The sequence below is a fragment of the Streptacidiphilus jeojiensis genome (assembly GCF_042510965.1).
Lineage (GTDB): Bacteria > Actinomycetota > Actinomycetes > Streptomycetales > Streptomycetaceae > Streptacidiphilus > Streptacidiphilus jeojiensis.
Window position 1 is genome coordinate 92,684 of sequence record NZ_JBEUKS010000017.1, and the last position, 13,957, is coordinate 106,640.

General features: G+C 71.5%; 9 protein-coding genes. 4 read left to right on the forward strand and 5 right to left on the reverse strand.

The window, feature by feature from the left end; translation table 11 throughout:
• Nucleotides 1–131: 131 nt before the first annotated feature.
• Both ABUW04_RS34930 and aspT read right to left on the reverse strand, forming a co-directional pair.
• On the reverse strand, nt 132–1,790 hold the full coding sequence (locus tag ABUW04_RS34930) for a bifunctional aspartate transaminase/aspartate 4-decarboxylase (RefSeq protein WP_380568440.1): 1,659 nt from the start codon (nt 1,788–1,790) through the stop codon (nt 132–134).
• A 103-nt stretch (nt 1,791–1,893) separates the two neighbouring features.
• Complete coding sequence (gene aspT / locus ABUW04_RS34935; protein WP_380568442.1) at nt 1,894–3,597, reverse strand: aspartate-alanine antiporter; 1,704 nt, start codon at nt 3,595–3,597, stop codon at nt 1,894–1,896.
• A 209-nt stretch (nt 3,598–3,806) separates the two neighbouring features.
• On the opposite strand from aspT, the gene ABUW04_RS34940 reads away from it, so the two are divergent.
• From ABUW04_RS34940 to hrpA, 4 genes are all read left to right on the forward strand, one after another.
• A complete protein-coding gene (locus ABUW04_RS34940) occupies nt 3,807–5,687 on the forward strand; it encodes a bifunctional 3'-5' exonuclease/DNA polymerase (protein ID WP_380568443.1) in 1,881 nt (626 codons plus the stop codon).
• Nucleotides 5,688–5,778: 91 nt separating this feature from the next.
• Complete coding sequence (locus ABUW04_RS34945; protein ID WP_380568444.1) at nt 5,779–6,759, forward strand: quinone oxidoreductase family protein; 981 nt, start codon at nt 5,779–5,781, stop codon at nt 6,757–6,759.
• A gap of 71 nt (nt 6,760–6,830) precedes the next feature.
• Nucleotides 6,831–7,316 (forward strand): GNAT family N-acetyltransferase, encoded by a 486-nt coding sequence (locus tag ABUW04_RS34950; protein ID WP_380568445.1) that lies wholly within the window; start codon nt 6,831–6,833, stop codon nt 7,314–7,316.
• A 30-nt stretch (nt 7,317–7,346) separates the two neighbouring features.
• Entirely contained in the window at nt 7,347–11,645 is a 4,299-nt protein-coding gene (gene hrpA, locus ABUW04_RS34955) for an ATP-dependent RNA helicase HrpA (RefSeq protein ID WP_380568446.1), read from the forward strand.
• A gap of 138 nt (nt 11,646–11,783) precedes the next feature.
• Here hrpA and ABUW04_RS34960 read toward each other — a convergent pair whose 3' ends face one another.
• The 3 genes from ABUW04_RS34960 to ABUW04_RS34970 all read right to left on the reverse strand — a co-directional run bounded on the left by ABUW04_RS34960 (nt 11,784) and on the right by ABUW04_RS34970 (nt 13,892).
• Entirely contained in the window at nt 11,784–12,239 is a 456-nt protein-coding gene (locus ABUW04_RS34960; protein ID WP_380568447.1) for a MarR family winged helix-turn-helix transcriptional regulator, read from the reverse strand.
• A 137-nt stretch (nt 12,240–12,376) separates the two neighbouring features.
• The gene (locus ABUW04_RS34965; protein ID WP_030250352.1) at nt 12,377–12,646 is read right to left on the reverse strand and encodes a GlsB/YeaQ/YmgE family stress response membrane protein; all 270 of its coding nucleotides are present in this window, start codon (nt 12,644–12,646) and stop codon (nt 12,377–12,379) included.
• A gap of 34 nt (nt 12,647–12,680) precedes the next feature.
• Complete coding sequence (locus tag ABUW04_RS34970) at nt 12,681–13,892, reverse strand: PP2C family protein-serine/threonine phosphatase (RefSeq protein ID WP_380568448.1); 1,212 nt, start codon at nt 13,890–13,892, stop codon at nt 12,681–12,683.
• Nucleotides 13,893–13,957 lie beyond the last annotated feature (65 nt).

Genomic DNA, 13,957 nt, shown 5'->3' on the forward strand with positions numbered 1-13,957 from the left:
CGGACACCACGACGGTGCCGGCGGCAACGCGACTTCGCGCTGCCGTCGGCCCCGTCCCACTCGCCCCGTCCCACTGGCCCCGTCCGCTGGCCCCGCCCCGCCGACCCCGTCCCCGCAGGACCGACGACCCGTCAGCCCTGCTTCACCGAAGCCTCCCACTCCGCCCGGTAGTCGGCGAAGATCTCCTTCAGGTGGTGGCCGATCTTCAGGTAGTCCAGGTCGTCCAGGTTGGCCAGCGACACCCGGACCGACCACTCGGGACCGTCGAAGCCACCGCCGTTGAGCAGCACCACCCCGGTCTGCTCGGCCAGCCGGAACAGCGGCTCCACCGGCTCATAGGTGGCCAGCAGGTAGTCGGCGAAGGCCTTGCCGGACACCCGCTCGGCCTCGGCCAGCAGATCCAGCTCGATGTAGTAGCCGGCCCGCTGCGGGTCGTCGGAGATGCGCATCCCGGAGCCCTCCAGCAGCAGCTCCAGCCGCTGGCGCACGATGGACTGCACCTTCGCCTTGTACTCCTTGCCCGCGGGCAGCAGGGCGAACAGCGAGAACAGCGTCATCTGCACCTGCTGCGGCAGGCTCAGCCCGGCGGTGTGGTTGAGCGCGACCTGGCGCGAGTCGGCCACCAGCCGGTCGATGAAGCGGATCTTGTCGGGCTCCAGGGTGAGCGTCCCGTAGCGCTTCCGCAGCCGCTCCCGCTCGGCCTCCGGCAGCGCGGCGATCTGCTCGTCGATGACGTTGTCCCGGTCCAGCCCGATGACGCCCAGCCGGTGCCCGGTGCAGCCGTAGTGCTTGGAGTACGAGTAGACCAGCAGGGTGTTGCGCGGCAGCTCGGCGGCGATGGTGCGGAAGCCGTCGACGAAGGTGCCGTAGACGTCGTCGGTGACGATCAGCAGGCCCGGGTTGCTGGTCTCCACGATGCCCTTGATCTGGCTCATCACCCGCTGGGACAGCGCCAGCGACGGCGGGTTGCTGGGGTTGACCAGGCAGACCAGCCGGACCGACGGGTCGGCCAGCTTGGCCACCTCCTCCTCCGGGTAGCGCCACTCCCGGACACCGGTCTCGGAGAAGTTGGACGCCTCCACCTTCACCACGTCGAACTCGTAGGTGTCGAGCTCGGGGATCTCGATGTAGGGGGTGAACACCGGCACCATCAGCGCGATCCGGTCGCCCTTCTTCAGCACGCCGTTCTTCAGCAGCGAGTCGAAGATGTAGCACATGGCGGCGGTGCCGCCCTCGGTGGCGAACAGGTCGAGCTGCGCCCCGGCCGGCGGCCGGGAGTCCATCAGCTCCTCCTGCAGGTAGCCGCGGACGATCTGCTCGGCGTTCACCAGCATCCGGTCGGGCACCGGGTAGTTGTCGCCGATGATGCCGTCGGTGAGCTCGTGCAGCCAGCCGTCCCGGTCCAGGCCGAAGCGCTCGGTGGCGAGGTCGACGCAGTCCTTGAGCAGGGCGATCCCGGGGAGCTCCGGGTGCGATGCGGCGAAGGCGTCGAATCGGGCGGCGACGCCCTTCATCTCGGGCATGCCGCCGAGGTTGTCCGCGGTCCAGACCCGGCGGCTCTCGGCCAGCGCGAAGGCGCCCAGGGCGAAGTAGGCCTCGCGCGGACCGGTGGCGACCCAGTTGGGGTTGCCGCGCCCGGCGTTGAGCATCGCCCGGGTGCTGCGCTCCTTCTGCCTGGGCTGGTCGGCCTGGTACTTCTCGGCGAGCGCGATGAACTCGCCCTTGAGCTCGAACGGACTGAGCGTGGCGAGGCGGTGCATCTCCTCGCGGGTGACGCTGGACTTGGGCACAGGGAACTCCAGGAAGGATCGGAGGGTATTCGGCGAGGTCGGGTCGAGTCAGATCGGATCGACTCAGGTCGAGTCAGATCGGGTCGGGTCAGATCGGGTCGGATCAGGCCAGCAGGGCGACGATGATCGCGCCCCAGATCGTCAGCAGCACATTGGCCACGGCGTAGGGGATGGTGTAGCCGAGGACCGGGACCTGGTTGCCCGCGGCCTCGTTGGTGGCACCGATGGCCGCGGTGGTGGTCTGACCGCCGGCCACCACGCCCATCAGGATCGGCGTACGGATCTTGAACACGTAGTGCCCCACCGCGACCCCGACGAACAGCGGCACCACCGTGGCCACCGCACCCCAGATCAGCAGCCCCCAGCCGGCGCTGGCGAGGCCGCTGGAGAAGCCGGGCCCCGCGTTGATGCCGACGATGGCGACGAACATGCACAGCCCGAGGGTGTCCATGAACCACTGCGCGCCCGGCGGCACATTGCCGTAGGTGGGGTAGCGGCCGCGGATCCAGCCGAACACCAGACCCATGATCAGCGCACCACCGGAGGTGGACAGGCTGATCGGCACCCCGCCCATGGTGAGCGCCGGGATCCCGATGCAGCCGCCGAGGAAGATGCCGAGGCCGACCCAGATCATGTCGGTGGCGAAGCTGGTCGGCACCGGCTTGCCGATGGCCTCCCCGGCCGGGTCGACCAGCCGCTTGGGACCGCTGAGGACCAGCGTGTCGCCCCGGTCGATGGTGGTGGACAGCCGGTACGGGAACTCCGCGCCGGAGCGGTAGATCCGGTCGATGAAGACGCCGACCATCACCGGCTCGGCCCGCAGCTGTGCGACCGTCTTGCCGATCGTCCCCTGCTCGGAGACCACCACGTGCAGCGATTCGGTCTGGTAGCCGAGCAGTTCGATGTCGTCCGCCTCGAACCCGATGTGCACCCGGGCGTCGAACTCCACCAGGTCGTGCCGCAGCGCGCTCACCGCGAGGATGTCGCCCTGCCGGACGACGGTCCGCTGGTCGTGGTCCAGGATCTGGCCGTCCCTGCGGATCCGGGTGATGTAGATGCGGCGGCCGAGCGCCTGCTGCTGCTGCTCGAAGTCCTCGACGGTACGGCCGACCAGGAACGCGGCGTCCACGTTGAAGGCGCGCAGGACCACCTCGTAGTAGCCCGCGCCCAGGTCCGGGTCCTCGCTGGGCACGTCCAGCTCCTTGGCGAGGATCGCACTGTCGCGCTTCATGTCGGTCCGCAGCATCCGCGGGAAGATGTTGGCGCAGAGGATGGCGCAGAGGATGGTACCGAGCGGGTAGGTCACCGCATAGGCGACCGGTACCAGGTTCTGCTGGTCGGTGATCTGAGTGTGGCTCAGCCCGGGCAGGTTGCCGATGGCGTCCTGGGCCACGCCGATGACCGCCGACTGGGTGAGCGCGCCGCCGAGCAGTCCGGCGCCCAGGCCGGTGCCGTAGCCGAGCATCTTGGCGAAGCCGTAGCAGACCAGCAGGCCGGTGACGCACATCACGACCGCGGTCACGACCTGCGGCAGCCCGTCCTTCTTCAGCCCGCGGAAGAACTGCGGCCCGACTTTGTAGCCCAGGGCGAACAGGAACATGATGAAGAAGACCGCCTTGACGGTCGAGTTCACACTCACATTGGTCGCCCAGCCGGTGAACAGTCCGGCGATCAGGCAGCCGGTGACGGCTCCGAGGCCGATCGCCTTCCAGCGGAGTTTCCCGACCAGGAATCCGAGCGCCACCGTGAGGAAGATCAGCAGCTCTGGATAGGGCTTGAAGATGTGGTCTGTGAGCCAGTCCACCATGGATGCGGCCGCCTTAGGGGAGTCGAATCGGGCAGCTTGCCTGAGCGCCCACAAAGACCCTAAGTGACCATATGTACTATATGTCCGCATTGACTGGCGGCGGAACTGACGTGGCGTCCGCTGCCGGGCCCCGGTCCTGTCAGTACCCGGTGGTACGTTCCGCAGACGACGTGATGACGACATGACGGGCGGACGACGACCGGGCGGGCGTGACGAAAGGACGGCAGGTGGCGGCGCAGCGGGTCGCGGTGGCGGCGGACCAGGACGGCCCCGGCGGTCGGCTGCAGCCGCTGGACGAGAGCGGGACCCCGCTGGCCGGTCCGACGCGGGTACCGGACCTCGCCGCCGCGATGGCCGACCTGGAGGCGACCGACTCCCCCCGCTGGGTCTGGGCCGCGACGGACGAGGTGTACGGACGGCTGCTGCCCCGGCTGGCGAAGGGTCAGCCGGTGGACCGCCGGCTGCCGGGGGGCCGACTGGCCCGCTGCCACGACGTGAAACTGGTCGAGCCGCTGCTGCTCGGCCAGGAGGACCGCTACGGGCAGCCGCGCTCCCTCGGCGCGGCCTGGGCCCGGCTGCACGGACTGCCGGTCCCGGCCGACCTGCCGGAGGGACCGGCCGCCTCCGACGGCGACCAGGACTCGCTGTTCGCCCCGGACCGCACCCGGCTGCCCCCGGGCACGGACCCGCTGCAGGCCCTGGTCGCCGTGCACGCCGAGCAGCAGCGCCGGATCGCCGCGAGCGCCGACCCCGGCCGCACCCGGCTGCTCTGCGCCGCCGAGTCCGCGGGCGGCCTGGTCGCGGCCGAGATGGGTTTCGACGGGCTGCCCTGGAGCGCCCGGGTCCATGACGACCTGCTGTACGACCTGCTGGGTCCGCGCCCGCGCGGCGGGGCCCAGCCGGCCAAGCTGGCAGCGCTCGCCCAGGACCTGTACGAGGCCCTCGGCGGACACCGGCTCTTCGGCGGCAAGCCCTTCAACCCCGACTCGCCGGGCCAGGTGCTGCGGGCCTTCGCCGAACAGGGCGTCAGCCTGACCTCCACCCGCAACTGGGTGCTGCGCGAGCTGGACCACCCGGCCGCGCCGCTGCTGCTGCGCTACAAGGAGCTGTCCAGGATCCACGCCGCGCACGGCTGGGCCTGGCGCGAGGCCTGGGTCCGCGACGGCCGGTTCCGTCCGGAGTACGTGGTCGGCGGCGTGGTGTCGGGCCGCTGGGCCAGCCGGGGCGGCGGGGCGCTGCAGATCCCGCGCATCCTGCGCGGCGCGGTGGTCGCCGACCCGGGCTGGCGGCTGGTGGTCGCGGACGCCGGCCAGCTGGAGCCCCGGGTGCTGGCGGCCATGTCCGACGACCCCGGCATGATCCGCGCCGGCGCCGCCGGGGACCTCTACGCCGGGCTGGCCGCCGAGGCCTTCAAGGGCGACCGCGCCCGGGCCAAGCTGGGCCTGCTGGGTGCGATGTACGGGCAGACCACGGGCGAGACCGGCCAGCTGGTCGCGGTGCTGCGGCGGCGCTTCCCGCAGGCCATGGGCCTGGTCGAGGCCGCGGCGCGGACCGGCGAGGCGGGCGGGGTGGTCCACTCCCGGCTCGGCCGGGTCTGCCCGCCGCCGTCGGCCGGCTGGCTGGACCGGACGGCGGGCGCCTTCAGCACCGACGACGGCGACCTAGACGGAACCGGAGCCGGATTCGGGACCGGAACCGGATTCGGAACCGCCACCGACGGCAGCGGCGGCAGTGCCGCACGCGACGCCCGCTCCCGGGGGCGCTTCACCCGCAACTTCGTCATCCAGGCCAGCGCCGCCGACTGGGCCCTGGCCCTGATCGCCGGTCTGCGCCGGCGACTGGCGGCGATCCCGGTGGACGTCCCCGGCGACCATCCGCGGCTGGTCTTCTTCCAGCACGACGAGGTGATCGTGCACACTCCGGCGCAGCTCGCCGACGCGGTGCGGGCGGCCGTGGCCGAGGCCGGCGAGGAGGCCCGGCGCCTGGTGTTCGGCGCGACCCCGGTGCACTTCCCGCTGGACACCCATGTGGCCGTCAGCTACCTCGATGCCAAGGGCGGCAGCGACGACGACCCGGACGACGAGGACTGACCGCATTCGCTTGAAGTGTTCGATCAAACGCGTACACTCATCAGTGTTCGCAAATCATCGAACACTTTGGTTCGTCCTCCGGGGGTATGCCATGCGTGCAGTCGTCGTAGAACAGCTCGGTGCACCTGAGGTCCTGACCCTGCGTGAGATTCCGGCGCCCGAACCGGGACCGGGGCAGGTCCTCATCGACACCGCCTACGCCGGGATCAACTTCGCCGAGATCAAGGCCCGTTCCGTCGGCTACCGGGTCACCGCCCTGCCCTTCGTGCCGGGTCTTGAGGTGTCCGGCCTGGTCCGCGCCGTCGGCGCGGGCGTCACCGGCTTCCGGCCGGGGCAGCAGGTGGCCGCGCTGCTGGACACCGGCGGCTACGCCGAGGCGGTGGTCGCCGATGCCGCCCGCACCTTCGCCGTCCCGGACGGGCTCGGTCTGCGCGACGCCGCGACCCTGCCCTCGGTACTGCCCACCGCCTACGCCCTGGTGCACCAGGCCGGACGGCTCCGCGCCGGCGAGACGGTGCTGGTCCAGGGCGCGGCCGGTGGTGTCGGCACGGCGCTCGGGCAGGTTGCCAGGCTGGCCGGGGCGGCCAGGGTCTACGGCGTGGTCTCGCACCCCGACAAGGCCAAGTACGCCCTGGACTTCGGCTACGACGAGGTCTTCGTCGGCGCCGACTTCGACGAGCAGGTGGCCCGTGCCACCGGCGGACGCGGCGTCGACCTGCTGCTCGACCCGGTCGGCGGCGACACCTGGCGGCGCGGCGGCGCCTCGCTCGCCCGCTACGGAAGGGCCGTCTCCTACGGCAACGCCGGCGACGCCGCGCCCTGGAGCGCCGGCTTCGCCGACCTCGCCGCCAAGGCGCTGTCGGTCTCCGCGTTCAGCATCCTGGGCCTGGCCGCCGCCGACCCGCAGGCCCTGCGCGACCTCACCGAGACCGCCTTCGGCCTCGCCGCGGCGGACGGCGTCCGGCTCCCGGTCACCGCCGAGTTCCCGCTGGAGCAGGCCGCCGAGGCGCACCGCCTGGTCGAGAGCCGCAGCAGCACCGGCAAGCTGCTGCTCCGCGTCAACGGCGACTGACCGGCACCACCCGTACCGGGGCCGACCTGCACGACCCGTACCGGGTCCGGGCACGGACCATACTGGGTCGGGTGATCAGCACCCTGCGACTTCACCTCCCCGCCGTCAGCCCCACCGCGGCGCTGGACCTCGCCTACGGGGGCGGCGGCGGATGGTGGTGGCTCGGGCAGGGGCCGGGCGAGGGGACCAGGGCGATGGCGGGCGCGGTCGCCCGGGCCGACGAGGTCGGCTGGCACCGTCCGCCCTGGGGCCTCTACGCGATCATCCGGCGCGAGGACGGACACGCCATCGGCAGCATCGGCTTCCATGGACCGCCCGGCGCGGACGGGACCGTGGAGATCGGCTACGACCTGGTCCCGGAGGCCCGCGGCGCCGGGCACGCCACCGAGGCCGTGCACGCGCTCACCTCCTTCGCCTTCGCCCACCCCGCCGTCCGCAGCGTGCTGGCCCTCACCACGCCGGAGAACACGGCCTCTCAACGGGTGCTGGCCCGCAGCGGCTTCACCCGCGCGGAGCAGGACCCGGACGGGCTGCGGCGATATCGGGTCGACAGGTGAGGGGGCCGCTTGCGTAGGCTGGAGGGCGCAATGGGTACCCCGCAGAGCTCCGCCGCCGTCGACTCCTCCGCAGTCGCCCCCTCCACCGCCGCTCCGGCCGGCGATTCCGCACATCCCGACACCCCCGCGAGCACCTCCCCGAACGCGCCTGTGGCCGCGCCCGCGGACACGGACGCGGCCACCCCCGCGCGCCGTCCCCGCGGCGGGCGCTCGCGCGGTGGCGGGCGCCGGAGCGAGGGCGGAAACGCCCAGCGCAGGGAGGGCGGGAACGCCCAGCGCAGGGAGGGCGGTGCCGCCCGCGGGGAGAGCGATGCTCCACGCCGGGAGCCCCGGACCCCGCGCCGGAGCGCCGACGCCCCGCGCGGGGACGCCGCGCCGGCCACCGGCACGCTCGCCGAACTGATCGCCAAGCTCCCCGCGCTGACCCTGCGCGACGAGGAGCGGCTCGGCCGCCGGCTGGAGAGCCTGCGCAAGCAGCGAGAGCCCGAGAAGCGCGAACGCGCCCAGGCCGCCGTGGCCGCCGAGATCGAGGCCGCCGAACTGCGTGTCGCCAACCGCCGGGCCTCGGTGCCGACGCCGACCTACCCCGAGTCACTGCCGGTCAGCGCCCGCCGCGAGGACATCCTCGAAGCGATCAGGGACAACCAGGTCGTGATCATCGCCGGTGAGACCGGCTCCGGGAAGACCACCCAGATCCCCAAGATCTGCCTGGAACTGGGCCGCGGCGTCCGCGGCCTGATCGGCCACACCCAGCCGCGCCGGATCGCCGCCCGCACCGTCGCCGAACGCGTGGCCGAGGAGCTGGGCACCGAGCTGGGCCGGACCGTCGGCTGGAAGGTCCGCTTCACCGACCAGGTCGGACCCGAGACCGCGGTCAAGGTGATGACCGACGGCATCCTGCTCGCCGAGATCCAGAACGACCGGCTGCTGCGCCAGTACGACACCCTGATCATCGACGAGGCGCACGAGCGCAGCCTCAACATCGACTTCATCCTCGGCTACCTCAAGCAGCTGCTGCCCAAGCGCCCCGACCTCAAGCTGGTCATCACCTCGGCGACGATCGACCCGGAGCGCTTCGCCCGCCACTTCGCCGACCCCCGTAGCGGCGAGGACGCCCCGATCATCGAGGTCTCCGGCCGCACCTACCCGGTCGAGGTCCGCTACCGCCCGGTGATCGAGGAGGGCGACGAGGAGACCGAGGACGGCCCGGACCGCGACCGCGACCAGGTCCAGGCGATCTGCGACGCCGTCGACGAGCTCGGCCGCGAGGGCCAGGGCGACATCCTGGTGTTCCTCTCCGGCGAGCGTGAGATCCGCGACACCGCCGACGCGCTGGAGAAGCAGAACCTCAGGTTCACCGAGATCGTGCCGCTCTACGCCCGGCTCTCCTCCGCCGAGCAGCACCGCGTCTTCCAGCCGCACAACGGCCGCCGCATCGTGCTGGCCACCAATGTCGCCGAGACCTCGCTCACCGTCCCCGGCATCCGCTACGTGATCGACCCCGGCACCGCCCGCATCTCCCGCTACAGCCACCGCACCAAGGTCCAGCGACTGCCCATCGAGGCGGTCTCACAGGCCAGCGCCAACCAGCGCAAGGGCCGCTGCGGCCGCACCTCGGACGGCATCTGCATCCGGCTGTACTCGGAGGAGGACTTCCTCTCCCGCCCCGAGTTCACCGACCCGGAGATCCTGCGTACCAACCTCGCCTCGGTCATCCTGCAGATGACCGCGGCCGGTCTGGGCGACATCGGCGCCTTCCCGTTCCTGGAGCCGCCGGACCGGCGCAACATCAAGGACGGCGTGGACCTGCTCCAGGAGCTGGGCGCGCTGCAGACCAGCGGCAGGGTCAACACCCTCACCCCGGTCGGCCGCAAGCTCTCCGCGCTGCCGGTGGACCCCCGGCTGGCCCGGATGGTGCTGGAGGCCGAGAAGCACGGCGTGGTCCGCGAGGTCATGGTGATCACCGCGGCGCTGTCCATCCAGGACCCGCGCGAGCGCCCGGTGGAGAAGCGGGCGCACGCCGACCAGCTGCACGCCCGGTTCACCGACCCGACCTCGGACTTCCTCACCTACCTCAACCTCTGGCGCTATCTGAAGGACCAGCAGAAGGCTCTGTCCTCCAGCCAGTTCCGCCGGATGTGCAAGTCGGAGTTCCTGAACTACCTGCGGATACGCGAGTGGCAGGACATCGACGCGCAACTGCGCCAGGTGGCCAGGTCGCTGGAGATCGAGCTGGGCCACCCCGCCGACGAGGTGGACGGCGACGCGGTGCACCGCTCGCTGCTTGCCGGGCTGCTCTCCCACATCGGCCTCAAGGACGCCGAGAAGCAGGAGTACTTCGGCGCCCGCAGCGCCAAGTTCGCGATCTTCCCCGGCAGCGCCCTCTTCAAGAAGACCCCGCGCTGGGTGATCGCCGCCGAGCTGGTGGAGACCTCCCGCCTCTGGGCCCGGATCGCTGCCAAGGTCGAACCCGAGTGGATCGAGGAGCAGGCCGCCCATCTGCTCAAGCGCAGCTACAGCGAACCGCACTGGGAGAAGGACCGGGGCCAGGTCGTCGCCTTCGAGAAGGTCACCCTGTACGGGGTGACCCTGGTCGCCCAGCGCCGGGTCGGCTACGGCTCCATCGATCCGGAGCTCTCCCGGGAGCTGTTCATCCGCCGGGCCCTGGTCGAGGGCGAGTGGCGCACCCACCACCGCTTCTTCCACGACAACCGCAAGCTGCTGGACGAGGTCGAGGAGCTGGAGAACCGGGCCCGCCGCCGGGACATCCTGGTCGACGAGGAGACCCTGTTCGACTTCTACGACCAGCGGATCGGCTCCGAGGTGGTGTCCGGGGCGCACTTCGACAGCTGGTGGAAGAAGACCCACCGCACCCGCCCCGACCTGCTGACCTTCACCCCGGACCTGCTGGTCAACGACAACGCGGCGACGGTCACCGAGCGGGACTACCCGTCCGTCTGGCACCAGGGCGACATCGCGCTGCCGCTCACCTACCAGTTCGAGCCCGGCGCGGAGGCGGACGGCGTGACCGTCCACATCCCGCTGACCCTGCTCAACCAGGTGCGGCCGACCGGCTTCGACTGGCAGATCCCGGGCCTGCGCGAGGACCTGGTCACCGCGCTGATCCGGTCGCTCCCCAAGGCGCTGCGCCGCAACTTCGTACCGGCCCCGGACTACGCCAAGCACCTGATGCGCGGCCTGGCGAAGCTCGACCCGTCGACCCCCTCCACCGAGGACAAGCCGCTGGTGGAACTGCTGGAGTGGCAGCTGCACGAACTGCGCGGGATCCCGGTGCCCCGGGAGAGCTGGAACTACGAGGCGGTCCCGGACCACCTGCGGATCACCTTCCGGGTGGTGGACGAGAAGAACCGCAAGCTGGCCGAGTCCAAGGACCTGGAGGCGCTCAAGCTCGACCTGCGCAGCCGCACCCAGGCCGCCATCGCCGAGGCCGCCGGCGGCCTGGAGAAGCGCGGGCTGACCGACTGGACCATCGGCGAGCTGCCGTACACCTTCGAGCAGAAGCGCGGCGCACAGACCGTCAAGGGCTTCCCGGCCCTGGTCGACGACGGCGACTCGGTGTCGGTACGGCTGCTGGACACGCCCAGGGCCCAGCAGCGGGCGATGCTGGCCGGCACCCGCAGGCTGCTGTTGCTCGGGGTGAACTCCCCCGTCAACGCGATCCAGTCGCGGCTGGGCAACGGCGCCAAGCTGGCGCTGGCGGCCAATCCGCACGGCAGCACCGAGGCCCTGTTCGCCGACTGCCTGACCGCCGCCGCGGACCGGCTGATCGCCGACGCGGGCGGCCCGGCCTGGGACGAGGAGTCCTACAAGCGGCTGCGGGACTCGGTCCGCGCCGAGCTCTACGACGTCACCGCCGACACCGTGGTCAAGGTCGCCAACATCCTGGCAGTGAACCACCGGGTGACGGAGCGTCTGAAGGGCATCAGCAACAGCCTGGCGGTGCTCACCGGCCTCACCGACGTCAGGGCCCAGCTGACCGAGCTGATCCACCCCGGCTTCGTCGCCGCGACCGGCCAGCGCCGGCTGCCGGACCTGCTGCGCTACCTCAAGGCGATCGAACGCCGGCTGGTCAAGCTCCCGGACGATCCGCACCGGGACCGGGACCGCACGGTGGCGGTGATCCGGATGCAGGACGCCTACGCCGAGTTGCTGGCCCAGCTGCCGCCGGACCGCCGCGACGAGGAGGGCGTGCTGCAGATCCGCTGGATGATCGAGGAACTACGCGTCAGCCTGTGGGCCCAGCCGCTCGGCACCCCCTACACGGTCTCCGAGCAGCGCATCCTGAAGGCCATCGAGGCCCTCAGGTAGGACTTTCGACTGCGGACCGTAGCGGGTCGTTCGCGCAGTTCCCCGCGCCCCTAGGGGTCTGCAACTGGCTCAGTTGCACAACCTCAGGGGCGCGGGGAACTGCGCGACAAACCATGCAGACGCCGCACCCGAGAACGATCAGCCGTTCTGTTCCAGCACCGGCCGCAACCGCGTCAGCAACTCGTGCAGCACGCTCCGCTCCTCCTCGCTGAGCAGATCCAGCGCCTCATGCGTAGCCTGCATGTCCGCGCGCACCGCGCGAATCGCGGCTTCACCCGCGTCCGTGGCGACCACGATCTTGATCCGCCGGTCGCTGGCCCCCACCTCACGGCGGACCAGCCCCCGCGCCTCCAGCCGGTCGACGAGCCCGGTCACATTGGACGCGTCGCAGACCAGTTGCTCGGCGATCCCGCGCATCGGCAGTGGCCGGCGCACCAGCACCGCGAGCGCCTTGGCCTGCACCGACGTCAACCCGTGCCGCGCGGCGACCGCGGCGAAGTCCTGGTAGTACGCGGCCCCGATGGCGGCGAACTCCTCGATCAGGTCCGCCTTGGTCGGGACGGCGGCGGTGGACGGCTCGGAGGTGCGATTCATGCCGTCGAGGGTACTGCAACAACTTGACATCATCAACGATTAAGGTGTTCCGGCATTCCCGCCTCCGCAGCAACCGCGCGCGGGGTCCCCCGGCAGACCGTCGCTCGGCCTGCCGGGGGACCCGGTGGAACACAGGGTCAGTTCTTGGACCTGACCTGGGGCCAGAAGGTCGCCCCCGCACCCACCACCACCAGGGCGCCGACCAGTTGCAGCAGGTGCCGGATCCAGTCGATGCCGCTGGTGTGGCGGACTCCGATCCAGGAGGCGACCAGGTTGCCGAGCAGCGCGCCGACGATGCCGCAGAGCACCGTGAGCCAGAACGGGATGGCCTGCTTGCCGGGGAGAAGCATCTTCGCCAGGACGCCCAGCACGGCGCCCACGATGATGATCCAAATGAGCTGGAACATGTCGACTCCTCCTTGATCGCCTGTCGCCCAAGTGTCAGGCCGGGGGATCCCCCGCGCACTCGGACGCCGACCGTCCGGGTGACGGATCGGCCGGCAGTGCCTGCGCGTCCCTGGCCAGCAGCAGCAGCGCGGCGTCGTCCCGCAGCGACCCGCCGGCGTGCCGGAGCAGGTCGGCGTAGATGCGGGCGACGGCCGCCTCCACGTCGGCGCCGCTCTCGGACACCAGCGCGGGGGCGCGCTCCGCCAGCGGGTAGAACGCACCGGCGCCCCGGTGCCGGGCCTCCACCACCCCGTCGGTGCACAGCACCAGCACATCGCCCTTGACGAAGGGCACCGTCCACGGCCGCGGGCCGCCGGGGGCGAGGTGGGCCAGCCCCAGCGGCACCCAGGGATCCGGCGGGTCGAGCAGCCGCGGGGTGCCGCTCCCGGGCACCAGCAGCGGCGGAACGTGCCCGCAGTGCAGCAGTTCGACGCTGTCGGGCTCGCCGAAGCCCACCAGCAGCGCGGTGATGAACTCCCCGGAGGGCACGTGCCGCATCACGCTGGCCTCCAGCCGCCGGGCCACCCCGGTCAGCTCCGCCTCGTCGTACGCGGCCTCGCGGAAGGCGCCCAGCACCACGGCGGCGGACTGCACCGCGGCGAGCCCCTTGCCGCGCACGTCGCCGATGATCGCGCGCACCCCGAACGGGGTGTCCAGCACCCCGTACAGGTCCCCGCCGATCTTCGCCGAGTCGGCCGCGGAGACATAGCGTGCAGCCAGCCGGATGTCGCCGACGGTCGGCCCCGGCGGGCGCAGCAGTGCGAGTTGGGCGGCCTCGGCGACGGTGCTCATGGCGACCAGGTGCCGGGTGCGGACGATCCGGAAGTAGGAGATGAAGACGCTGGCGGCGGACAGCGCGAGGTAGGAGACCAGGGTGCCGTAGAAGAGCCGCCGGTCGTACGGCTGGTCGAGTCCGTCGTAGCGGCTCAGGGCCACCAGCAGCGCCATGCCCAGACCGCTGGTCAGCACCAGTTCCAGCGGGTAGAGCGTCAGCGCGGCCAGCGGGGGGACCACGGACAGCAGCGAGGCGAGGTAGGTGTTGTCGCCCGCCAGGATGTCCAGCGCCGAGACCAGCGTCATCACCAGGCAGGGGGCCAGCAGCCGCTTCCACAGGCTGGCCTTGAGCAGCGCGGCCGCGTCGTAGCCGAGCGCATAGGTCCCCACGTCGCCGCGCTGCTCGGCCCGGTCGGGCTGATCCCCTGTCACACGGCGAATCTACCTGAATATCGGATGAACGCGGACATAGTGTTCACCCACCCGACCAGGCAGGA